Source organism: Cysteiniphilum sp. 19S12-1 (assembly GCF_052030685.1).
In the GTDB taxonomy this organism is placed as follows: domain Bacteria; phylum Pseudomonadota; class Gammaproteobacteria; order Francisellales; family Francisellaceae; genus Caedibacter.
The window spans coordinates 41,421-65,926 of record NZ_JBQAJM010000013.1; the positions used below are offsets into that span (position 1 = coordinate 41,421).

The 24,506-nt window shown below is 36.3% G+C and carries 17 protein-coding genes; 4 read left to right on the top strand and 13 right to left on the bottom strand.

The features are described 5' to 3' along the window. Positions 1-67 precede the first annotated feature (67 nt). Positions 68-931 carry a helix-turn-helix transcriptional regulator gene (locus ACTS4L_RS05985; RefSeq protein ID WP_440616330.1) on the top strand — a complete coding sequence of 288 codons (864 nt, stop codon included), beginning with the start codon at positions 68-70 and terminating at the stop codon, positions 929-931. Positions 932-1,025: 94 nt separating this feature from the next. Here the strand turns inward: ACTS4L_RS05985 and ACTS4L_RS05990 are convergent, their stop codons facing one another. The 8 genes from ACTS4L_RS05990 to ACTS4L_RS06025 form a co-directional block, all read right to left on the bottom strand. Further along, positions 1,026-1,994 (bottom strand): hypothetical protein, encoded by a 969-nt coding sequence (locus ACTS4L_RS05990; protein ID WP_440651814.1) that lies wholly within the window; start codon positions 1,992-1,994, stop codon positions 1,026-1,028. Positions 1,995-2,167: 173 nt separating this feature from the next. Then, a complete protein-coding gene (locus tag ACTS4L_RS05995; RefSeq protein WP_440616332.1) occupies positions 2,168-3,796 on the bottom strand; it encodes a GspE/PulE family protein in 1,629 nt (542 codons plus the stop codon). A 20-nt stretch (positions 3,797-3,816) separates the two neighbouring features. Beyond that, positions 3,817-4,329, bottom strand: coding sequence for a hypothetical protein (locus tag ACTS4L_RS06000; RefSeq protein ID WP_440616333.1), 513 nt, complete (start codon positions 4,327-4,329; stop codon positions 3,817-3,819). Next, the gene (locus tag ACTS4L_RS06005; protein ID WP_440651816.1) at positions 4,319-5,752 is read right to left on the bottom strand and encodes a hypothetical protein; all 1,434 of its coding nucleotides are present in this window, start codon (positions 5,750-5,752) and stop codon (positions 4,319-4,321) included. The genes ACTS4L_RS06000 and ACTS4L_RS06005 overlap by 11 nt, the downstream gene beginning before the upstream one ends. A 17-nt stretch (positions 5,753-5,769) precedes the next feature. Continuing rightward, the gene (locus tag ACTS4L_RS06010; protein WP_440616335.1) at positions 5,770-7,383 is read right to left on the bottom strand and encodes a hypothetical protein; all 1,614 of its coding nucleotides are present in this window, start codon (positions 7,381-7,383) and stop codon (positions 5,770-5,772) included. A 10-nt stretch (positions 7,384-7,393) separates the two neighbouring features. Next, complete coding sequence (locus ACTS4L_RS06015; protein ID WP_440616337.1) at positions 7,394-8,077, bottom strand: TcpQ domain-containing protein; 684 nt, start codon at positions 8,075-8,077, stop codon at positions 7,394-7,396. Between the two features lie 20 nt (positions 8,078-8,097). Further along, positions 8,098-8,955, bottom strand: coding sequence for a pilus assembly FimT family protein (locus tag ACTS4L_RS06020; protein ID WP_440616339.1), 858 nt, complete (start codon positions 8,953-8,955; stop codon positions 8,098-8,100). 116 nt (positions 8,956-9,071) lie between these two features. Continuing rightward, positions 9,072-9,608, bottom strand: a complete 537-nt coding sequence (locus tag ACTS4L_RS06025; RefSeq protein WP_440616341.1) for a type II secretion system protein — start codon at positions 9,606-9,608, stop codon at positions 9,072-9,074. A gap of 211 nt (positions 9,609-9,819) precedes the next feature. Here ACTS4L_RS06025 and ACTS4L_RS06030 point away from each other — a divergent pair, with 211 nt between their 5' ends. After that, positions 9,820-9,975, top strand: coding sequence for a hypothetical protein (locus tag ACTS4L_RS06030; RefSeq protein WP_440616343.1), 156 nt, complete (start codon positions 9,820-9,822; stop codon positions 9,973-9,975). Between the two features lie 13 nt (positions 9,976-9,988). On the opposite strand, the gene ACTS4L_RS06035 is transcribed toward ACTS4L_RS06030, so the two are convergent. Together ACTS4L_RS06035 and ACTS4L_RS06040 are read right to left on the bottom strand one after the other, a co-directional pair. Further along, complete coding sequence (locus ACTS4L_RS06035; protein WP_440616344.1) at positions 9,989-12,394, bottom strand: hypothetical protein; 2,406 nt, start codon at positions 12,392-12,394, stop codon at positions 9,989-9,991. 572 nt (positions 12,395-12,966) lie between these two features. Next, on the bottom strand, positions 12,967-13,113 hold the full coding sequence (locus tag ACTS4L_RS06040) for a hypothetical protein (protein ID WP_440651818.1): 147 nt from the start codon (positions 13,111-13,113) through the stop codon (positions 12,967-12,969). 200 nt (positions 13,114-13,313) lie between these two features. Between ACTS4L_RS06040 and ACTS4L_RS06045 the strand changes: the two genes are divergently transcribed. Together ACTS4L_RS06045 and ACTS4L_RS06050 are read left to right on the top strand one after the other, a co-directional pair. Next, positions 13,314-13,607 (top strand): GIY-YIG nuclease family protein, encoded by a 294-nt coding sequence (locus ACTS4L_RS06045; RefSeq protein WP_440616346.1) that lies wholly within the window; start codon positions 13,314-13,316, stop codon positions 13,605-13,607. A 566-nt stretch (positions 13,608-14,173) separates the two neighbouring features. Beyond that, entirely contained in the window at positions 14,174-15,745 is a 1,572-nt protein-coding gene (locus ACTS4L_RS06050; RefSeq protein WP_440617700.1) for an AAA family ATPase, read from the top strand. Between the two features lie 82 nt (positions 15,746-15,827). On the opposite strand, the gene ACTS4L_RS06055 is transcribed toward ACTS4L_RS06050, so the two are convergent. The 3 genes from ACTS4L_RS06055 to ACTS4L_RS06065 all read right to left on the bottom strand — a co-directional run. After that, complete coding sequence (locus ACTS4L_RS06055) at positions 15,828-20,870, bottom strand: hypothetical protein (RefSeq protein ID WP_440617701.1); 5,043 nt, start codon at positions 20,868-20,870, stop codon at positions 15,828-15,830. A gap of 89 nt (positions 20,871-20,959) precedes the next feature. Then, positions 20,960-22,924, bottom strand: a complete 1,965-nt coding sequence (locus ACTS4L_RS06060; RefSeq protein WP_440651820.1) for a hypothetical protein — start codon at positions 22,922-22,924, stop codon at positions 20,960-20,962. Between the two features lie 497 nt (positions 22,925-23,421). After that, on the bottom strand, positions 23,422-24,506 hold a 1,085-nt coding region (locus ACTS4L_RS06065; RefSeq protein WP_440651822.1), incomplete at its 5' end, for a hypothetical protein.

A 24,506-nucleotide genomic window follows, 5' to 3' on the forward strand; every position in this document is an offset into this window, starting at 1 on the left:
ATACAATTTTAGCATTCTGACAACAGCTTATAGATGATAGATTATTGCCACCTAGATTATTGAATAGATGACTAACGATCATATGAAATCAAAGCAACAAAACACACAGTCAAATGCACATGAGTTATTACAACCAAGCATTCAATTGCAAACATTCATGACATCGATACACCGACATTTGCAAACGCACAATCTTAGTCTAAGTGAGATCAATCTGATATTTACTGACAAAAAATCACAGGAACAAGTCAAACAAGTCAAAGCATTTGCCAATTTATCCTATGCCAAAAGATACTATCAGGCAAAGGTCTTTGATATTGATCCGAGCTTTTTGACAGATACAACGTTTAATGATAAAAGCTATAGCTGGCAAACGGTCTTCTCGCAACAACTGATTGGGCATTATTTTCAATCGTTGCAATACCCAAATATCCCTTATCGCCTTGTGACACAAACAACCATTGATCATATGACGTTGATACTACACTATGATTACCCCATGGAGGTTTTATTGTCACTGAATCAACAGAATTACTTGATGGAAGCAAGTAAAATTGCATCAGACTATGTACTTACAAACTATGCTAATAAACTCAAACAACTCGAAAAATTTGCCTACGCATATACTTCAAGCCTTAAAGACTCATTCAATATGCATCAAAGTTTAGCCCCTTGTAAAAGTGATCAATTAATTGCGTTTTATAATGCATTACATCAAGAACATCAATTGTTACCCTTGTCACAAAAACAAAAACAAATTGCCAAACTTGCTTATGAAGGCTGTACCACTAAAGAAATCGCCTATAAGCTTAATATTGCCAGTTCAACAGCCATTGATTATCTGAATACCGTCAAAGCAAAACTAGGCACTGACAGCAAAAGTGCATTAATCCAACTTTTACATCATTGCCCGTTTTTATTTGCCGCTTAACGCGTTTAGAGGTCTAAGTGTTACGCTAAAAAATTCCATACCATCCATTTACAGACAATTCTCCTATGATAAACACCCCATCCTTAATAACTTTTTAGCGCATACTGTCTGACAATGTTGCCACTGAAAAATAAAAGAAACCAATGTAGCTCATCGATAAACCTAAAATGACAAATCCTAGCATCTTCATCTTCACTACAATCGCATTAATTTCAGTTTCTAAAACACGATCACTTAACGCAAGTAAACCCTCTTCAATCGCTCCCGCATCGGTATAAATATCCAACAGTAGTGATGTATCGTTATTAAAAAGATTCACACTCGCTAGCGCGCGACCAGCTGAAAGCCCGTCTTGTGACATCATTTCTCTCATCCTGCTGATATATGGCTTGAGATAATATGAACAATTTGTTTCGATCAACATAAATGCCATATTAAAACTTTTGCCAGAACTCAGCAGTGACGCTAATGAAATCAGAATACTTGTCGCTTGAATCCTCTTATACTCAGTAAAACCCCATATTTTATCAAATAAACGATAACGCATACGAAAAGTCCAGCGCTTAATTATTATTGGCACTGTAATAATCAACACAATGACAATTAAAACAATATAGCATGCATGACTGGTGATATAATTATTCAATGCAATAAAATCTGCAATATTTCCAGATAAATTATCCGTGGGCAGTGACTCCAACAGCATTGGAATTACCTTAAGCGAACAACCAATAATGACGGCAATTAAAATTAGTGTTGCAATCAGTGGCATAATCATCCCAGTTGCAATTCTCTTAGTTAATAATGCAAACTTTCTAGTCAATTGACTTGCATAATCAAGCGCATTAATAGGGTCATCAAAATTCGCTTTAATCATCATATGTTCATTTGATGGAATATAGGGTTTGATCGCTTCATCAAAGCTCATACCTTCATATTCAATTCTACTAATCCAATCCTTTAAAATCATAGATAAAACACTATTATTGAATGATCGATAGTATGTATACTTCTCTTTAAGAGCGACCAGTGTGCCGTAAATACTCAAGCTACTATTACTCATCACCAGAATAATATTTTGATATAAGGAGGCTCGCACACGATTAGAAAAAAATAAACGCAAAACAAAAATCAAGACGATAGAATAATTTCTAATCTTTCTATCATCTACCTGTCTTTTTTCCTGACTAAATCTCAACTTTAGACGATCAAATATTGACTTTATAGCAAAGCCTTTCATTGCCCTACCTCCATTTCATCCAGACGTCCCATTTTATACTCATACATCGTCGGACACAGTAAACCTGATAACATCTTTACAAAAGCATGAGTAGCCATATTTTGTCCACCGATGTGATACCATATTTCTTTTGCTTCACTCATTCGACCTAAACGCATTTTTTCCAATAACGCTTCTGTGGGTATAAGCACCTCAGCAACAACCTCACGACCAATAACGGCTTTATGACCACAGTGATCACACCCTTCACGGTTAGCAAAGCGTACATTTTGAAGCACTTTATCATCATTGCCATATTGATGACTAATGCGCTCTAGTCGATGCAGCACCTCACAATCTGGATAAATCGATCGATATTTTTCATAACCCCAAGAGCACTCAGGACAAACAATTGGCACAAGTGTTTGATGGACAATCATTGATAAGAATTTAGGTGACAATAACACCTCCTTGTCAATGCCAATACCGATCAAACGCTCAACACACAAAAAAGCATTCTGGGCATGCAGGGTTGTCAATACCTTATGCCCTGATTGAACTGCCTGCTGCAATAATGCAGCAGATGAACGATCACGAATTTCTCCTGCCATAATAACATCTGGATCTAGGCGCATTGCCGCTTTAAAGGTATGATTAAATTTCTCCAATGTCACCTGACTGGTATCATCCGCTGTTTCATGTACAGGGATTTGACAAGCCCCATCAATAATATATTCAGGTGGCGATTCAATCGTTAGTATTTTCTTCTGGCGGCGACTGCGATCTACCATTAATTTCAGAGCAACTGAAAGTGATGTGCTTTTGCCTGACCCAGTTTCACCTGAGAAAATAATCACGCCTTCAGGTGAAGCTAACGCACTATCTATTAGTTCAACCTGTTCAGATGAATAACCCAATGAATGTATGGTTTGACTTTGCTTTTTACCCATAGACAATACCCTCATCACTACATTATAACCATAAGGATATAGTGGCGTACTTTGAAAACGCAGTCGATAAACAACTCCATCAATATGCTGATCAATGACAGCCTGTTGTGATTTGTTGTATAGATCTAACTGTTTATCAACTGTACCGTAATGTCCTTTGGTATTATAAATTGCTCGCAAGATCTTAAGCATCACCTCGGCATCATACGCTTTATGCAGATAGATCAGCCCATTAATACGATGCTTTAACTCAACTCGTGTTGACGTCGCTTCAATATGAATATCAGATGCTTTGAGATCTACTGCTTCTTTTACGATGGTATAAAATTCACTTAAAATACCTGTGTCAATTTGATCTCTCAAAGACAGCGTAATAAGCTCATCTAGTAATGAGGCAACAACAGGCTGAACAGTAATGACCAGGTCATCTTTGAGATAGTTTTTCCCTTGTTTTTTAATATGTTCATATCGTGCTTTGGGAACCTCACTAGAAATAAATACAACAGCAATTTCTTGCTGACCATTTTTAAGTGCCTTCGCAAAAACATATTGTTCTTTTTTAACTGATGCTTGAATCACATCTTGAATAACAAAATCTAACTCATTTAATGAATTAGCAGGACGATCATTACTATTTACTGATGACTGATAAATACCACTATAAATATCATCAATCGTTTGATAGTTTTTGCTCATAATCATATATACCCAAAAATTTAACCAATATCAACGCTAAAAGTTTTAGTATTATTTGCAAGATCAACAAAAGTCACGCTATCAGGGTGAATAGAATCAACCTTGTAACGTTTACCAATTAACTGACCAACACTAATCTCATACTTTTTTGCCTGAAACCATATAACAGCCTCCCATGTATTACCTACTTGTGAGATTTCACTGACACTTAACTCACGATGACCATATCTAGCTGAAGCAGTATTTAGCATTCCCTTAGATTTACTCGCAACAGCTAGTTGACGCTGTAATTTATGATTTTCTATCTTTTGTTGTATCACCTGATTTTCCAACGCCTGCTGCTGAATTTGCGCATGTAAGTGATCCTGCGCCTGAATGCTTTGATAATAGTGATTGCTAGAATCAATAGCATAGGTTTGTTCTAAGTTTTTTGGCTGCGCATCAGCATTGACTGTTATTACACTCAATGCGAATAAAAAAGCGGGGAACCTCAAAAAGTGTAGATGAATAGCACATGATTGTTTATGCTTCATAGATTTCTCCTTTAACAATCCAAGAGACTGGTTTGTCTTGATTATTATGTATTTCAATACTGACTAAAACAAATGTATGTAATTCCTTTGCCATTGCTGTTAATGTTATAAGCCGATTCATACTATGCCCTATAACAGTGATCCCATGTTTAGCAATGCCATAAGAGGATTGAGGGGGTTCTAATTTAAAGTCTATCCCCCTTAATTTTAACTCCTCCACAAATTGATTAAAGTGGTAACTTTCAGCTGCTCTATCTTTCAAACGTACCATCGTCTGATCGGTGAGCGCATGCATGTTACCAATGAGCTTAAAGTGCACATTCGTCATATTATCAGTCGCTTCATTTACCGCAGTGATTTGTAATGACTGAACATGAGCAAATTCTGCCTTTGTTAGAGCAGTTTTATGCTTTTTATTGTTTAACACATAAACCGCACTTACATCATCCAATGCCTCTGTCTGATAGCTAACTTTTTGGATATGCCATTGCAAGACCGACGTAGGCAAAGCTCCGATAGCATTGACAAACTTAATAATTAAAGGGTAAGCATTCTTATGCTCAACGTCAGATTCAATTTTCTGAATATAGGATTTTTCCTGCTGTAGTTTTATCTCATTGACATTTTTATTGTTAGAACGTGCTGATGATTCACTACTAAAATACATATATCCTGCCGCAACTAATACGAGTAATAGTGCACTATAAACAACAAGTTTTCTTCTTGATACAGAAGCACTCCCCTTGCGAGAAGTAGACTTACTATGCACTTTCTTGGCAGGTTTAGGCAACACCTTAATCGCAAACTGACGTAACTCTTTGTCTTTAACATTTATCAATAATTGCGCAAGTGCATTCCTTTTGATTAATGTCCTATCAATATCAAAATCTAAGGCAATCTTATCAATTAACAAATGATCAACCTGTGTGTCGCACTGTATAATTTGCCTAAAAACATCTGCTGAAAAAATTATCTCTAAATAGCGTAAGCATTCATGCAAAGAAGCTTCATCAACAACCATATCACCAGATAATTCAATATTCCCATTTAATGTCTTTATATCGTCACTTTGAGATCTTATCTCTTGATTAACAGGTAATTTGGCCGTTGGTAAAATCACACCATTTTTTACGGCACACAACCAATACTTATCTATTGAGTTACCCGCTTTATCGAATAAACGAAAGATATAAATAGCATCTTTTGCCAATAATTCACCAAGCACAGCCGCAAGTGAAATAGCGCCAATCACCTCAACTTGCGTTACATTTGGCAGCATAGCTGCAGCAATATTGCGCTTTACATCGATTACAAAGTTTTGACATTCAATATGATAAAGCGCATCAAATAATTTATGTTGACTATCCGCAATAAACCAAGTTAACCCCATAGCATAACGTTTGTTGTCTATAACAATAATCATATGTTTCTCCATAATCATTAACGTATCAGATAAGGTGTGACAACAATTACTGTAACGGTTGAGTTGTTTAATGCAGCTTGTGAACCACCTAGCATCCAAGTGCTTTGAGGACCAACACTGTCGGTTTGTGCATTATCTTTTTTATCTTCAAAGCCAGCTAAAATAACCGTTTGACCTGATTTTAATGGTACTGACTGCATAAAGCTTTTGTTACTAATAGATGGCAGTTTAATGGTTTGTGGCTCGCTACTACCATCAACAGGAACTTTTGACTCGTCCATACGCACCAAATTGGTTAAATTAACACTTAAGTCAACCAAGATTTCATTACCTTTAACGACAATTGGTAAAACTTTAATCTCATAGCCTTCGTTGTATTCACCAGCCTTTGCTGAGCGTTGTACAACGGTTCCATTGCCACTAGGTGTCGCCACAACATCTACACTTTTGATATATGCAGTTGTTGTTGATACTTGAATCGGCACAGGACGCCCACTGACAGTGTACATTGTTGTACCTGTGACATGTGTTGTCTTACCCATTGTCTGTAACGCTTTGACAATTAAAGTCGAATCACTCCACGGACCCGATGAAATAGCACCTGCTAACATGCCATATTGACTAATACCGGTAATGTTGTCTGTTAAACCCGTTGGCGTATTCCAGTTAATTGCACCTTTAGTTGTCTTATAAATAGCATTCCAGTCAAATCCGTAACCTGAAGTATTTTTCTGATCGACATCATATACATCAAGTCTAATGACAACTTTCTTTCTCGCCGTGCGATTAATTTCTTCAAGATATTGAGACACTTGTCTCATCAACAATGGGGTGGTCTTAACTGTAATTAGATTAAGCGTTGAGTTCTCATCAACACTGCCTGATTGCCCAATAATCGATTTAATGGTTTTAATCACCGCAGCCCAAGGGTTATCGTACTCTGCTTCATTTTCTGTCTTAAGTGAAGCTGATTGGTTCACACCGCTACTGGAATTACTACCAACCTTGGTTGTCGTTTTAATCTTATCTGTTAAAATATCTACATGAAATGTCTTGGTTTCTGTTCTGAAGAATTCAAGCGTGTTTCTACTTTGATCATACTTCCAAAAAATACCAAGCTTAAATGCAACATAATCCAAGAACCCAGTAATATCTCCCGTATAATCACAGTGCACCATCACATCTTGAATATCTGCAACTTCATAAGCAGTTCTGTCTTTATTCGCCACATCAGCTTCAGGCATGCCCACATGCTCACGCTCAAGAATATAAGCAATCGCACCTTCTGAAACAACCACTTTAGCTTGCGTGATTTTCTGTAGCTTTGTGATCAAAGTTTCCAGTGTGACACCTGTTGCGGCAGTAGTATATTGAAAGGAATGTTGGAATAGTTGAGGTAAAGCATTTTCCGCCTCAATATCAATAAGATCACCTTGAACATATGGTTCATCACTGACGCTAACAAACTGCTCTGACGACGGCTTTTTAAGACTTGAGATCATTTCGTTCGCTTTTGCGATATGATCATTTGTATTTTTATCTACTTTTTTGTAGATCGCGGTACTACAAGCAGTTAGAGATAACAGCAAACTGCTTGATAAGATACGCCATATTTTTTTATTGTTTTTCATAAGATAACCTTCACTCATTTTGCATAACAACCATATTTGAAGAATATGATTTAGCCTTAACTACCAACACCTTATTGGCTTTTAATTGCGCCTGTAATGGATGATCAGCCTCTTCAAATGCTTTTAACAGATTATTTAATGCGCCATCTTTTGCAAAAAGCGGCTCTTCAAACACGGCAGATGCAGCAAGCTTATAATCGACAGATGCCTCCCATATCAGCCTAATCCCTTGGTAAGAAAGCCAGCGCTCAATGGTCTGTTTTAAGGTTTGTCCCTTCAGGGCATAGAAGACTTCTCGCGGATGTTTTACCAATAAATCCGCCTCTTGTTGAGTTTGCGCAATTGCAACAGTTTTACGCTCAAGATTAACACCAATTGAAAAGCGTGACCCCTCATGACTAAAAACTTTATATATCTCTTGCAATGAGAGCTTATCAATTAGGTTATCGGCAATAATTAATATAAAACCGTTATATTCATCGTCGGCAATAATCTTACCCATGCCTTGGGATTGCTTAATATCAATGTCAGCACAATGTTCAGATAAGGCACAGTTAAGACTCACCACTTTAAAAGAACTCTCTGAAACCGATGCCTGTGCTAGCGCACGTTGATAAAACAGCGCAGTCATCAATAAAACAGTTACAAAACCTACTAAACATAGCGGCTTTTGCCAGATTTTTTTATCGCTCACTTTCCTTTACCTTTCCTTTTTTAAACTTTTCTTTCAATATAGATATAAATATACTGCTGATTAAGATGTGTTGAATCAAAAGCATCGACTGAATCAACATCCGCTTCACAGGTAAATTGATTGCTAATCAGCCCCTGGTTTTTTAGCTCGCCCATACATACAGCAAACTTTAACTTCGGTGTATCAATCAAGTTTTTCTTTATATGTGTCAATATTCTTAATGCCAAGCCACTATCGGCTTTACCACCAAGCTCAGGATATGGCACACGTAACAATATAGATTGAGGTATTTTATTATAGCCACCACCAATCGGTCGCATCACAATATTTTTAGGTATTAGATTTAAAAACCCAGCATACTTAATCTTTTGATTAACGCATCGGCAAAGCGAACGATATTGGTCATTAAAAGAATTTATTTTTTTACGTGCAACAAGACAAGATGGAAATGACTGACTTTGTGTAATCGGGGGGTAACTCATACCACAAACAGCAGATAAATCAGGTGTCTCATAAAACGTCTGTAAAGTTACCCACCCACCATTCTTTTTGCTTTCATCTTGCCATTGTGTCGAAATTTCAGTTATATCTTGTTTCAATGCCTCATTTTTCAATACCTCATTTTTCAATACCTTATTTTTATTAAACATCTCAGTTGGTTCATAAATGGCGTCCCCTAAAGTATTGGCAACACTGACTATTTGTGTCGCTGCCGTCTCTGCTCGATCCAACTGCTGTTTCTTAACCAGATGCATATATTCATTAATCGCAATAAGTCCTAAAATCACCAACGACGCCATTAATGAAATGAGAATATAGCCTTGTTGCTTAGATCTTAGCTGGCGGCAATTTTGTTTTTTTGAAAATATATGCTGCACTAGGATCACCTAAGTTTATTTTTGTTCAGAAAATTCTAAAATGGTAATGATGCTCAATGGTTTTTATTTATTTTAACCATCGGTCATCATAGTTGGTGCATTACTCGATTTGAGTATTAACGTTTAAAAGTTACTTCCAATGGATACTTAGTACCTACAACCGAAGTTTCAGCTAAACAATCTGTAGCAATATCCGCAGATGTAATTGGCACTGCCCTTTCTGTTTGTGTCCCTATCTTTAGCTTCAAGGCATCAGACATAGCTACTGCATTTGATAATGCATCACAGGCTTGCTGAGACATACTATCAAATTTAATCGTATATTCAGTGCCTTTTGCAGCACCTTTGACTGTAAAGCTTCCACCAAATGGCGTAACAATATCTGTACCACTAATGTATTTCTTAGCAATACGATCACTATCGACTAAGAGCTTGTCATTAATCTCTCGCCCCAGATCCATTTGTGTGACATCATGTATGGTTGATTGCACCGTGCCAATTAAAGCCGTTGTTTCTAAAATACGATTTTTCTGCGCCGCTTTCGCAAACTGCGAAATCACAATTGCCGTTAACACTCCGATAATTACAAGCACGACCATTAACTCAATTAATGAAAAACCTTTTTGCTTGTTCATTTTGTTTATTGTTCTCATTTTTATTTTCTCCTTTTTGTTGTTTTACATATATTCAAATCAAATCTTGTTTGCTTGACACTTACTATTAAATCAAGAATCAAAATAAAAAACATTTATCTGCAGTGCTTAAGATATATCATTCAAAATCATAAAATCACTAAGCTTCACGATTTAACAAAGTTAACTTTTTATGTCATTTATATAGCAAAAATCGATTAAGCATGAACTAATGGCACTAACTTTAGGAGGATCACTAACCATCCATGGCAGCTTCGCATTGGATCCTCACGCCATCCTGGCTCAGGATGACAAGTCAGAGGCTGTCATTGCGAGCATCGATCCGTGGCAATCCATTTTATCAGGGATGGTTGATACTATTGGCTAAGCTTTAGTCGAAGCTATTCATTCTCATATGACACCTCCTTAACTGAATGAGCATTAACATACCCACTAATTGACGCTCCTGCTGTCGTTGACGCTTTACCAAATAGGTTATTTGTCAAGGCTGAAATGCCACTAGCCAATCCGCCTACTGTTTTTGTTACAACATTGTCATCAGCATAGCGACGTTGCTGTATTTTATTTAATGTATCAGACGCAATATTTGTGTTATATCTTCCAAGCTCGCTGATTCCCTTATCAATAGCCTGGATTTTAGCCTCTGCTTGTTGGTATGAAGACGTCTCTTTTAAGCGCGTAATTTCAGCTTCTATTGTCTTTATTAAAGTATTCTTAGCATCACTTAAATCTTTATCGTTATTCTCCAATTCCTTTATGGCGTCATCGCGATTGAAGTTTATATTTAATTCTTCTTTGCTATATTTACTAGTGAGTTGCACATACCGTTCTTCAAATTTAAGCTCTTCTCTAGCATCGTAACTCTTGTTTAGAAAGTCTGTTAATGGTTTCTTAAGGTTATTATAGGTTGTCGTATTATTGGCTGACCAATGCGTCTGCTTTTCATTGAGCTTATACTCACTAACAACCGATTCAAAAAGTGATTTTGATGCATCACCATTTGATATATTATATGACGCAACGTCTTTTATCAGTTGTTGTAGCTTTTGTACGCGTTGGTAAGCAATATTATTCTTAGTTAGAAACCCTATACCGCCGGCATCTGTCTCTGCAATACGATCTCTTTGCTTGCCTAGCTCATTTTTATACTTTTTTTGGTAATTAATAGAGTATTTGTTATAATTATCGACCTGTTTATCTAAGTTTTTCTTTAGATACAGCGCCTCAGTTCTTTCTGGATATTTGGCATATAAATCCTCTTTATCTTTATCTGAAATTTCTTGTTTGTTAGCTATTTTGTCAGCAAGCTGAGTAAAAATATTGCCATTGTCACGACCAGATTGACTATCAGATAACTGATTTGACGAATTATATTTCTGAGATAAATCAGTACTTGAAATATTATCATTACGAGAATTATTTATTTTTAAACCATCTAAATTATTTTTTTGTTCAGAAATAACTTTAGTATCCAAGTCTGCTTTCTTATCAAAACCTTTATCTTCTAATGATTTTTTACTCTCTATAGCAAACTGTTTTCTAATATCCTTTTCATATGCCCACTTAACTGTTTCTAACAGCTTTTTTTGATAGTTGTCATGCTTTAGATCCTTCTCAATATCATTAAAACTAAAATCACTATTATGTTTCTTATTTAAGTGGGTTTCAACTTGATACGACTCAGCCAGTGAATATACATTTCTATAACTGTCCCCACCTATCCCAATTTTATTACCAATATTCTTCCTAGCGTCACTGCCCCCTCTATATAGTACAGCTAAATCATTGGTATTAATTAGTTCATTGTCATAGGTAGCATCCGCCATGCGTTCAATGGCATCAAGTTTATTCTGTCTTTCACTACCTCTTTTTGAACTTACTAAGTGTTTAAAACTAAACTGTTCTACCATGACACGCGGATATTCGGCAGCTAATGCCGTAAGCAATGAATGCTTTTTTGTGCCCTTTTCTGCTTTAGCAACATATCCTTGAATTTTTTTAAGAGTTTTTTCGTTTTTACTTATAGAGTCTTCACTAGACTGATTGTTTTGGTGACTCAACTCTTGCTGAGACTGGTTACTAGTATTAAGCGAATCATTAAGATTTCTTTTATCATTAGATAGTTTTGATTCATTATTGATTTCATTGCTATTATTTTTTTGATATGCATTTGAATTAATTACATTAATATCAGTTGTACTAATATTGACATTATCATAATCATCATGATTTTGACTGTATTCATATCTGTTATTTGCTTTTGAATCACTATTATTTATAGATGTTCTATTGATATTTAAATCGTTGATATCTTGATTTAAAGAACTTGTGCGTTCCTTAATACTACTATCGTCGTAATTCTTCTTGATTTTAGAAAAAATTTGACTACCGCTAGTATTTATATTTTCATTAAAAGGATTCTTATTCTCAGAAGATATGTTATTGATGTTCTTCTCAAGAGAGTGATAGAGACTCTTTGTATTAGAATTATTACTAATTATATTAGAATCATCACTAAGAGGCTTAACTGCTTCCATCCATGCTCCATCGTTATAATTTTTTTCTAGCCACTCTACATTTGTAAAGTTGTTATGTAACCACCCCTCGCTATACAGTTGGCTTAGCAAATCATTTAAGTCATTCTCATTTACGTTGCCACTCTCAACATTCTGTAACTGCTTATATAGTAGCGCTTGATCATCTTCATTCTTGGACTCAGAGCTGAAATTTTTATAAAAATCCATCCCTTCTTTATTCAATATATCCTTTAATTTAAATTCAGTCATTTGTTATTCTCCTATTTGTTAGTTTGGATTAATTGTTGCCCTTGCTATTGAATCAAAAACCATTATAAAAAGCAGTTATTGACACTGCTTGAGATATATCATCAAGATCCTTATAAAATGGCGCCTTGCCGCTAGATAAAAGTCTATTTTAATGTCTTTTTTGTCACAAAAAGTATCAATGTTTACGATTAAAGATACATCTAAATTGCCAAATAACCGTTGTCATCCATGACTCAACTGGATTGCCACGCATCCTGCTCGCAATGACACTCTCTGACTTATCATCCATGACTCAAATGGATTGCCACGCGTCCTGCTCGCAATGACAACAGACGTCATCCTAAGCCACCTTTTCTCTGTTATCCTGAGCCGCCTCTTCTCTTGTCATCCTGAGCCAGGACGGCGTAAGGATCCAGTGCAAAGCTGCCATGGATGGTAATGATCATTAGGTAATGCTTTGTGTTGCATATATTACTTATTGCCAAATAACCGTTGTCATCCATGACACAATTGGATTGCCACGCATCCTGCTCGCAATGACAAAACATGGCACACTGCGCGCTCTTTTCTTGTCATCCTAAGCCACCTCTTCTCTTGTCATCCTGAGCCACGACGGCGTAAGGATCCAGTGCAAAGCTGCCATGGACGGTAATGATCATTCGGCAATGCTCTGTGTTGTATATATCACCACCTATTGCCAAATAACCGCTATCATCCATGACTCAACTGGATTGCCACGCATCCATGCTCGCAATGACACTTTCGGACTTGTCATCCCTGACTCAAATGGATTGCCACGCATCCTGCTCGCAATGACAAAACATGGCACACTGCGCGCTCTTTTCTTGTCTGATGTACTGTTGGCACATCAAAATAGCAACTATACTCATAGACAAATTTTTTAACATTAGGTGTAATAATGCAGCCGGCAATCTATATTCTAGCATCAAAGAAAAATGGAACCCTATATGTTGGAGTAACCAATAACTTAATTAGGCGAATTTATGAGCATAGGATGCTAAATATTGATGGATTCACAAAACGTTATAAGGTTCACACACTGGTCTATTATGAGCTATTAGCTGATATGTATACAGCCATCAGCAGAGAAAAACAAATAAAATCCTGGTCACGATATAAGAAAATTTCCTTGATTGAGTCAGTCAACCCAAATTGGAAGGATTTATATTTGGACATTACTCAAGGTATATAAATTCTTGTTAATATTTAAAATACTCATCCATGACACAAATGGATTGCCACACATCCTGCTCGCAATGACACTCTCGGATTTATCATCCATGACACAAATGGATTGCCGCGTATCCTGCTCGCAATGACAACAGACGTCATCCTAAGCCACCTCTTCTCTGTCATCCTGAGTCACCTTTTTTTCTTGTCATCCTGAGCCAGGACGGCGTAAGGATCCAGTGCAAAGCTGCCATGGACGGTAATGATCATTCGGCAATGCTCTGTGTTGTATATATCACCACCTATTGCCAAATAACCGTTATCATCCATGACTCAACTGGATTGCCACGCATCCTGCTCGCAATGACACTTTCGGACTTGTCATCCCTGACGCAAATGGATTGCCACGCATCCATGCTCGCAATGACACGTGACGAAAATTAGCCCTGCCCCCATCACTTCTGCTGTCACCTTAGCTTTCCTTCACCGTTGTTGGCGGGTATCATCAAAGATCATGGGTATAGTTGTCGCCTTTATAACTATATTTTGCTACACTTTAGCGCAAATGTAAGTGATTGGTACTGACAAATGACAATACAGCGCAAGCGTCTTCCCATTGGGGACTCAACCCTTACTCAAATCAGAGCGAGAAATGCAATCTATATTGATAAGACACAACACTTATTACAAATGATTAACTCAGGGCGATATTTCTTTTTGTCACGTCCCAGACGCTTTGGCAAAAGCTTAACGATTGATACATTGAAACAGCTTTTTCTAGGCAATAAAGCATTATTTAAAGACACCTTTGCCGAAAGTAACTGGGATTGGGAGGTTACCTATCCTGTTATTCATTTAAGCTTTGGTAGCTCGAGTGCTTTTGAGTCAGAAGAGACACTTATTGAGATTATACATAACCAAATCACTGAAACAGCTCAAAGGTATGCAGTTGATGTCAGCGGACAAAGTATCGCTGTACGCTTTCATAATCTCATACGGCAAATAAAAGAAAAATACAAAACGCAAATTATCCTCTTAACAGACGAATATGACAAGCCCATTTTAGATGTGATCACCGATGAGCATAAAGCGACGCGCAATCATGAGATATTAAAAGGACTTTATAGTGTGATCAAAGACAATGATGAGTGCTTGAAGTTTGTGTTTCTTACTGGGGTGACGCGCTTTTCTAAAGTCAGCTTATTCTCTGGACTCAATAATCTCGAGGATATCAGCTTAGATCAACGCTATGCTGATATCTGTGGCTATACGCAACATGACCTTGAGTCATCATTTCAAGAGCATTTAATCGATGTTGATAAAGATAAGCTTAAAAAATGGTATAACGGTTATAACTTTGCCGGTCTTAAAGCGCAAAAGGTTTATAACCCTTATGACATCCTACTGTTTATTGATAAGGATTATGAGTACCGTGATTACTGGTTTCAAACCGGCACGCCTACGTTTTTAATCCAGTTATTGCAAAAATATCGCTACCGTGTGCCTGACTTTGAAGACTTTCAGGTGCAAGCTCGCTTTATCGATAATATTGACGTTAAAAATATCCCACTTGAAGCCTTGCTATTTCAAGCCGGATATTTGACCATCAAAGAACAGATTAATATTGGCATGCAAATCGGTTATCGCCTGAAGTACCCTAATCTAGAGGTTAAATCCTCTTTTAATAGCTGTGTGTCATTAATTGGCACCAACTCACATGCCAATGCCGTGAATACGACGCGCTTAAGTAACAGCTTACTCAGTGATGATTGGCAAGTGTTTTATGACTGTATCGTTGCCTTATATGCATCCATTCCCAATGAATGGTATCGCAATAATCCGATTCAAGATTATGAAGGCTTTTATTGCACGGTAATCTATAGCTACCTAACTGGACTTGGCTATGATGTGATTGCGGAAGACTCAACCGCTATTGGCCGCATTGATATATCGATTGTCATCCCTGATTACAAGGTCATTATTCTTGAGCTAAAAGTCGCTAACGATAAAGATCTCTCAAAAGAAGCTTTACAGCAAATTATTGAGACAAAATACGCCGATAAATTTTTAAATCTAGGCTTACCGATTTATCAAGTCGGTATTTCGTTTGACCAAAATACACGAGCAGTAAATGGCTTTGCGGTTGAGTTGTTTAGCTGAGGAGGAATATATACCCGCCACTGACGTGGCTGATGGCAGTGACTTTTTCCCGCAAACCGTTTAACATTTAATCATCGAGTTGTCATTGAGTAATCGAACGTTCTGAATCATTACCCATTTGATGAAAATGCTGGATAGTATTAGTATCTGGCTGTGTTGATGATGAGCTCGAAGAAAAAAAGTGCAAGACTTTATCTTTAAGCCATGAGAAATAATTACCACAATTAGACAATAAACCATTGATTCTATGTGCAACATGACCACTATGTGCTTGCACCTTACTTACGTGATTCTGTGCAAAATTTTCATAACAATTAGCAACAAAATAATTGGTATTTAGTCCACCAACATTAAGATCAGCATTCACTTTTTGTGCTAAGGTATTACATTTTGGAGTGCCGGTATCTATCAACGTTGGCGTTACTCCGGAATTATAAATATTATATTGATCATTAAGTCTATGAATCGCCACCGAAAATTTGTGATCATCTATACGATTTTCCAGATAACCCTCTAAAATTGTATCCATCTTAGCTGCCAAAACATTTGGACGATCATTAACCACATAGGCTTTAAACAATGTATTTAAATTTTCAATATAACTAAAACGCTCATTACCACTCTTACATCCTTTTAAATTCTGATCACTTAATGCCAAAAACATCGCTTGTATCATCGATGAATGGACTTTTTGCTGATCAACATTGCGGTGAAAATGATTGAGATATAATTTCAAAAACGCATTTTTTAAGTTTAACTGTTGAGAGCCATCATGTTTATGATAGTGCGTATTTTCAACAGCTAAATACAGCTCATCTTTAAGTGCTTGAATGTGCTTTATTGCAGTTTCCCCTTGAGTTGATTGATGAAACCAAGCTTTTTGTTTAGCATTAAGTGCTTCTTTACAGGTATGTTGCAAAAACTGACGATAGCATTGATTGACAGAATCAAGTAATGGTAGAGAGATATTATCCTTGGCAATCGTATTTAACATCGCAATATCACTCATCAACATTGCTTCTTTGGCTGTACTATTGACTGAATCATACTTTAAACGTCTTGAATGCTGATTAATCGGAATATTTACAACATAAAATAAACTTCCGTTACCATCAGTTTTTAACGGTTGATCCTGCGTAAGGTTATAACGATGCATCGCCTGAAAAATATTTTTTGCACTTTGCTCTTGATTGTTTTGATCATAATAAAGAGGAATTGAGGTAAGCAAATTATAAATGATTGGTTTACCAGCTGTCGTTTGTTTATTACGCTTAGCAAATTCTGTTATCTGATCTTCAATCGACTGCGTCTCGCCAATGCTTTTCTTTTGTAATGAGGGACAGCGATATTGAACTTCAACAGGGTTTAGTTCCTTTTCACTGACAATGTCAGAGATGCGATATTTCTCAATCTTCATAATCGCTGGATCAGACTGTTTTTTACTATGACTAGATTGACTCACTCCATGGGTGTGGGTCAATAACCCAGTTACTGTATTAGTTTCAATCACATCAAGATCAAGTGCAGTATGGATTTTTAGGTGTTCCCTAAGCGCTTCGCTATCTCTTGGTATGAGCTGATTATTTTTCTTAAGTGCTTTGCATAGTTGACTTTCCATCGCAAAAGCAAATTGTTCACGCTTTTTATCGATAAATTGGTTAAGCTTAGCAGTACTCATTTCACGCTCGTTATTCAAGAAACTCAATAACGACTGATTGATCACTTTGTAAGATTCATTGTAAATTGTTTTAAATAATTTCTCTTTAGTCTCCGCTGAGGTGTTTTGTAATGTAGCGTTTATAACTCGCCAGCAATGAAAATACATCTCTTTGTGAATGGGAATAATGCTAAAACGCTGGTCAGATAGCATCATTTCTGCATGATGACGAGCATAGCCCTGTTGCCATTTGGCATTGTCTATACTAGACGACAGTTTTTCAATGATCGATTGCTGATTTTGAATACCTGAGCTGTCAATACAGCACAACAGCTTAGTATCGTTGTCATTATTATACGTCTCAAATAATACTTGACCGTTGATATCGTAATATACATTATTCTGACCTACATCAGCTGATGATTCTAATAATGTATGATAAAACTTTTTAGCTATTGGGCTTTTCTGTAAGGAATTAGTGTTATCACTTAACTCATCATACTCTGAGAGTAATGTGTTAATCGATTGATGATGCATCAAACTTTGTTTAACAATTATATCTTTGGCATGAGCTGACGTTAAATCAATGGCAAATTCTTGCTTGATTGATGATTGCTCAGGATGACCCTGCAGTTGAACATAATGATTTGCAATTTCACCCAGCTTTTTTAGGACTTCAGAGTCAAGTTGAGTCTTTAAATCATCTAAATCTTTATCATCTTGCTCAGTTATCATCATGTCGGTGCAATCGAAAATCTTAGCTAAAGGATGATCAGTTATCTTAGCCTCTTTTAACGCATGAAGATTACTAAGCACTTTGTTGGCAATTTTTATTTTGTTATTATTGTTATATACATAGCCACGCTGTTTATTAACATAAACCTTAGTCTTGCCAATTAAAGTATCGATTAGCTCATAATATCTAGCATCGTTAAAAGTCATATTTTGTGACGATAACACTTTATCTACGCTTTCTTTAAACGCATGAAGTTTTTCTTTACTCTTAAACAAAAATGTATTTTGATCTGTCTTTAGAGCTAATTGATCATTTAAAAGCTTAAGCGTTAAGTCTATCTCTCGACGAACTTCATATAAATAAACCCCCAAAGCACCTGTGTTCGTCATCATTGGATCGTTTTTAATTTTTTCAACAAAATCCATTGTCACTTCAATGCTTTTAGTAATTTTTTGCATATAAGCCTGTGATGCTTCTGGTCTGAAATTGGTACCTTGCTGATGTAAAGCAAATAAATAATCACGATTTTCAACATGTTTTCCAGCAGCATACGCTAGCATCTTTTGTGGCGTATATAATCGTGAGGTATATGCAATATGGTGACGAACAACATCAAAGAGATTATCCAGACTTGGGGTGCCTCCTATTAATAACTTATTCGCAAAAGACTCAGTGAGTAATATCTCAGGATTGATAAGTAATCGCTCTTTAAGAAATATCCTAATTTTTGATTTTGTCTCTTCACCAATCGTGCGATTATTGGGGTCAATACATTCCACGAGTTGTTTAAGCAACAAGGTATGATAAATCGTAAATTCATTGCTGTGCTTTATGGGCTCTTGTAGCTGACTACTGTCATCATTCAAAGGAATAACCGGTCTTTCTAATAATGAAAATAAAAAATTAAATGAGCTATTTAAATACTTATCGATATTTTCACGATTCAACTGCAGTCGGTTGCTATCTGCAGGCAAATCTAACACGTCACGAAATTGATTATCCCCTCTTAAGATATAAACCTGATCCTCTTTTGATACCTTGGCAAAAGCTGTATTAATTTTACTTGCTTCTGTTTTCAAATCAGTTGCTTTTAATATACTGACTTGTGTTAAATCATTTGCAACCCCTCCAAGCTCAACATAAAAATCAATAAACCAGCCAGGTTGTTGCTGATCTCTAGGCAACTGAGAAGCGATTTCTAATAATTGATCTTTGATTTTTTCCTTGATATGAAATTTTTGGATAAAATCCTGATTTTTTGTATCATTCAAATAGGCTTTTGTCGTATCAACACAAGTCTTTAAGTCTTTACCATCAATATCTTTCGTTAAATGCTGAACAAAATCAGCTGTCTGTCTTTGTGATGTTTGGGCAATAGGTTGTATAACGTTATGACCCAAATCTGTTTCAATTCTCCTGCTGTGGCGATAACGCGCAGCATATTCTTGAAGCCAAGATTGACTTGACCCTACCAAAATATAGGCATTACGTATTAATCCATCACAATGGTTTTTTCGATAATTGTCAAGATCAGTAATATCTGAATCAGTGGTTTTTATATTAATATCTATTTGCGCTTTTAAGCGCATGGCTTCTTGATCAAGCGTTTGAGAAATGTTGCTTAAATCTTGTCGCTCTTTATCGCTACGTGTGTACTTAATCGCTTGGATATTAGACACTGAAAAATAACTTGTAATCGCCGTTACTGCAGTGGCTACTAATGCAATAGCGGCAACACCAAGCGTGATCGGCACGCCAATAATTGCAGCACCACTAAGAGCAATAGCGCCTGCAGTTAATCCTGCAACACTTGCAGTTAAATGTGGATACTGTGCAGCTACTGTTGGTTCATCTATCTTGTTGGATAGAAATCCACTGAATTGCTTTAGAAAATCAACCTGTAGTTTTTGTGTATGAGCCTCAGAATTAACATTGTCAAAGTAGCGTTTAAAGAGACGTGTAACCGAATAGCTATTTTTATCATCTTGAATTTTTTGATCATGATCTTTATAAATAATGTTAAAGGTATCATTAAACAAGTTGTTAAGCGTCTTTAAGAAATAACTCTCAACAGCAACACTATACTCTAGCGCACTTAAATTACCTTTGCTTTTTTTATACCGCTCTTTAAATAGCGTAAACATATCACCCGTTAAGTCGTTACTCTTCCCAAATAATAAAAATTCACGATAATAAAACAACTTAATAAATTTCTTAATCAAAGTCTCACTAAGCGCTAACAGCCCCGATGCTTCAAGTTCTTTTTGAAATAATTCTGAATCCATAGCCGGTTTTGTACGCTGTCCTTGGACTCCCGGCCACACATCATAAAAAGTCTTGGCCATCACACTACCGATAGCCAAACTAATTCCGGTAACAGCAAGATGCTTTCCTGGCACAAAATCAGGAATAGGTAGTGTATTATCAAGTGCATATTTCACCAGTAACCCTGTAGTAAGACCTACTCCTGTTGCATATACCCCATTTTTAATTTTAGTTGCCGGCGTTAAATCTTGCAGCATTGTCTCAAGCTGTCTGTCAAAATCTTGTTGTAATTGTTCGATTTGATCGACACTAGTTGCTATATGATCAACATTTTGCACATCTGGATTAACGGCTTGAAAATGAGTAATCATCACTTTCTCAAGATATATTTGATGATTTTTCTTTATCATATTCATCGCATCAACAACTGTTGGTTTTTGTTGATACTCTCTTTTGTCACCTGTCATGTTACACCTCTTAAAAAATAATTATTAAATTCATACATTAATTTGCTCTATCTACGCTTAATGTTGAATAAAACCAGTGATTGAATTGTCTAGTTATTTTCAATATTTGGTTCTGCTTTCTTCTTATAATTTTCAATGCTACAAAGCGCTGCCCTATTAGAACGTGTCACTTTATCGACATAACTGTGCGACAAGGATGCTAAGCGTTTTTTTATTTGCTCGTGTTTCAAACAAAACAAATCTTCCAGCGCTTTATGGCTTTTTTCACTGTCTTTAGAACACGCTGAGTATAATGCTCCGGCGACATAATCTCGCAATGCTCGATAAGGCACACGCGTAACATCACCTAATTTGTTCACTTCAACCCCTAAATACCCCTTAAACACATTGCGATAACCTTGATCTGAATTAATTAATGCGTGGATTTGTCTACCTGTCGTCGTTGTTTTACCACTGAAATAATGATTATTACGCTTGGCTAAAGCGACCATCAATAAATCTCGTAAATCATTTTGATCCACATCTAAAACCTTTGATACTTTTACCTTCATACGGTCTAAATCCATTATTTTGTGGCATAATGATTCTACGGTCGCCTGACGCATTGTTTCGCTACTGATCTTGTCAGTGACGATAGACAATACCTCAACAGGCGACTTGCCTGTCAGTTGCTCATTGGTACCTGATCGATATATATTGATCGCATAGAGATTAGATTGGCTTTTTAGATCATTTAATAACACATTTAAACGTGTTTTATCCTGCAATATTTCATATATTTTGACCTTATTTTCTATCGAAGTTTTTGTTGATTGAGCTAAATTTTGCTTAATACTTAAGACCTTTTTATAGTCATCCAACAACGCGGCAATATATTCATCCTTATCTTCACCTGATTGAACAATATCAGTGAATTTACCCTCATCGACTATAATGTTCTGCTGTTTTAAATTGCAATAAAACTCAAGCTGCATAAAACGCGCATGATGTTCAATGGTCTGATAAAGATTCTCAGCATATTTTTTAGCATTAGATAATCCGGATATACCGGTATGTTGCGTTATCTTTGCGCATAATTCTTTTGAATTGCCTGTAATCTCTTTTATAAGTTTAGTCTGTTTACTAATGAAATCGTCTTTGAAGTGGTTATTCAAATTAAGTGAAAAAGCATGCGCATATACACTCATCATTAAGCCATTAATCGGCTGATAATAACGTCGCACCACTTGTTTATACATTTGATCCCACCAAGATTCTTTTCTATCAACAACACTCCATTGATGAAGATACGGATTTTGTAACTGGCCGTTCGCTGAGAGCAGTTGCTTAAATTGACCTTGCTTGAAATCATTATAGCTCTTACTAGCTTGCGCCTTAAATTTTTCCATCAATGATTGAAGGTAGCCAAAATCTCTTAATCCTGCCCCTTGATCACGACTGATAAACTTCTTTGTATCTGTATTAACTGACACATTACCACTATGATTACTGTAATTATAAACAAGTTGTGGATAGAATAATGCTTCAGATAACCCATGATAACCTTCTTTGCTTTTTTCAAGAATAAAGGTTTCATAGACCTTGGGATCCCATAATTCATAAGGTATGTAGCGCTCTTCATTTTTACTTGTCCCTAAATACTTATGTAAATCTTGTGATACCGAATCATAAGATTGAATAACGCCTTGTAGTCCTTTTTTGATAGTGACTAAATCAGCAGTAATCACTGTTTGTTGATCAGCCTTAGTATGCTGCATCAATTGTGATATTACCTGACCGCTGACTACTTCCGTAAATAATTCAACTGGATCTTTTGGTGTTTTAACAAAAAAGACCTGATCTTTATATGATTTTCCTTTATCACTATTTAAAAATGCATTCAAATTTTTAGCGTTACGATGTTCTGCTTGGAAGTTACTATAAAAAGCTGCTGTAAGATCCTTTGTTGCATAAATTCCCGAATAATTGATTTTTTTAGGATCTAAATCACGATTATTTTTTCCTCCTTTTGAATCAAATAATTTAGTCAAATTTGATATTTGCGTTAGGCTCATAATATACTCCTTATCTGTTTTAATTACACAATAATAATTTATCGAATAAGGAATCATCTTTAAGATTTCATTACTGCTAAAATGATACAAAAAAATACTTTTTAATACTAATAGCGCTACTTTTAGCAGGGTCATTAACCATCCATGGCAGCTTTGCACTGGATCCTCACGCCGTCCTGGCTCAGGATGACAAGAAAAAAGGTGGCTCAGGATGACGTCCTTTGTCATTGCGAGCAGGATGCATGGCAATCCAGTTATGTCAGGGATGACAAGTCCGAGAGTGTCATTGCGAGCATGGATGCGCGGCAATCCAATTGTGTCATGGATGATAAGTCAGAGAGTATCATTGCGAGCAGGACGCGTGGCAATCCAGTTGTGTCAGGGATGATAGATTTAAGTTCGTTGCAAAGCCTATATTTATAAGCTAATTCTTAAGATAATGCCATTAGCTTTGCAATACTTAAAAAATAAGTTTTATCGCCGTTACTTAAAATTTACTATTTTTTTGGCTTTGGGTGGGAAATAGTGTCAGAAATTATTGTGAGAAATTGAATAATAATTCTATAATATTCGCTCCTTCCACCATTGTTATCCGTTGCTCGACTACCTTCAAAATGAACAAAGAGAAACATTTCACCAAAAGATTGACCTTCGCACAGATGCTGTTCTTCATTAAGGTAATTAAACAGTTCACCCAGCGTATTAAGCTGATTGATTGCAACCATTGTATATTTCGCTCGATCTCTATGATTGCACCAACAGCGTCGTACGTATTGCTCAAGCGCTTCTTGAATTTGATTCTGATAATCTCTCACATCATCTGTGACAATCTGTTGTTCAGAGCGCTCCCTTAAAGACTCTTGAGCATTTAATAGCGAAGTGTTTAGACCATCGTTAATATTATCCTCTGGAAAAAATGATAAATAAATATCACTTATTACTTGGCTAATGCAACAACGGCTCACCTGGTTTGATTGATTAGGTACTAGAGTTAACTGAATATTTACGCCGGAATCTAGCAAAAAATCTCTTATTACGCTTCGATCTAAGCGATGGAATAGCGACTGAATACGTAAGTCATTATTTATTATTACTTGATTAAGCAGATTGATATATTCACGGACTAAACAAATATAGAATGCTCGCGCCATATCAGTTCTCTCAACAACAATTATGATATAGTCTCTGAAGCTTGGATATCGCTCAATCATAGACAGTACATTAATATGTGTATTAATTGATGATCTATTATTCGATATTACAATCGGTAATCGATATGCCGCTAAAGTAGCTCTTGGCATATGCCTGTCAGAAACTATCAATAATTGATCGCTCGATTGACTAAGATCATTATTGGGTTGATGGCGGATGGTGTAAAATAAATTAAGCAACAAACGATAAAATCTATTGTTTGGATCGAATAAATATATATTCACTTGATTTGGCATAACGACTAAAGCACTAAATAAAGGCGCTGCTTGGCTTTTAATGGGAACAAGGGCACCTCCACCATTTCCACCATTTCCACCATTTCCACCATTTCCACCATTTCCACCATTTCCACCATTTCCACCATTTCCAC

What these genes read in the sequence shown, in the direction of transcription:
- ACTS4L_RS06045 (WP_440616346.1), top strand. Translation starts at nt 13,314, where the DNA reads ATGCAGCCGGCAATCTATATTCTAGCATCAAAGAAAAATGGAACCCTA.
- ACTS4L_RS06055 (WP_440617701.1), bottom strand. Translation starts at nt 20,870, where the DNA reads ATGACAGGTGACAAAAGAGAGTATCAACAAAAACCAACAGTTGTTGAT.
- ACTS4L_RS06005 (WP_440651816.1), bottom strand. Translation starts at nt 5,752, where the DNA reads ATGATTATTGTTATAGACAACAAACGTTATGCTATGGGGTTAACTTGG.
- ACTS4L_RS06040 (WP_440651818.1), bottom strand. Translation starts at nt 13,113, where the DNA reads ATGGATGATAGCGGTTATTTGGCAATAGGTGGTGATATATACAACACA.
- ACTS4L_RS06000 (WP_440616333.1), bottom strand. Translation starts at nt 4,329, where the DNA reads ATGAAGCATAAACAATCATGTGCTATTCATCTACACTTTTTGAGGTTC.
- ACTS4L_RS06030 (WP_440616343.1), top strand. Translation starts at nt 9,820, where the DNA reads ATGGCACTAACTTTAGGAGGATCACTAACCATCCATGGCAGCTTCGCA.
- ACTS4L_RS06035 (WP_440616344.1), bottom strand. Translation starts at nt 12,394, where the DNA reads ATGACTGAATTTAAATTAAAGGATATATTGAATAAAGAAGGGATGGAT.
- ACTS4L_RS06010 (WP_440616335.1), bottom strand. Translation starts at nt 7,383, where the DNA reads ATGAAAAACAATAAAAAAATATGGCGTATCTTATCAAGCAGTTTGCTG.
- ACTS4L_RS05985 (WP_440616330.1), top strand. Translation starts at nt 68, where the DNA reads ATGACTAACGATCATATGAAATCAAAGCAACAAAACACACAGTCAAAT.
- ACTS4L_RS06050 (WP_440617700.1), top strand. Translation starts at nt 14,174, where the DNA reads ATGACAATACAGCGCAAGCGTCTTCCCATTGGGGACTCAACCCTTACT.
- ACTS4L_RS06060 (WP_440651820.1), bottom strand. Translation starts at nt 22,924, where the DNA reads ATGAGCCTAACGCAAATATCAAATTTGACTAAATTATTTGATTCAAAA.
- ACTS4L_RS05995 (WP_440616332.1), bottom strand. Translation starts at nt 3,796, where the DNA reads ATGAGCAAAAACTATCAAACGATTGATGATATTTATAGTGGTATTTAT.
- ACTS4L_RS06025 (WP_440616341.1), bottom strand. Translation starts at nt 9,608, where the DNA reads ATGAGAACAATAAACAAAATGAACAAGCAAAAAGGTTTTTCATTAATT.
- ACTS4L_RS05990 (WP_440651814.1), bottom strand. Translation starts at nt 1,994, where the DNA reads ATGAGTAATAGTAGCTTGAGTATTTACGGCACACTGGTCGCTCTTAAA.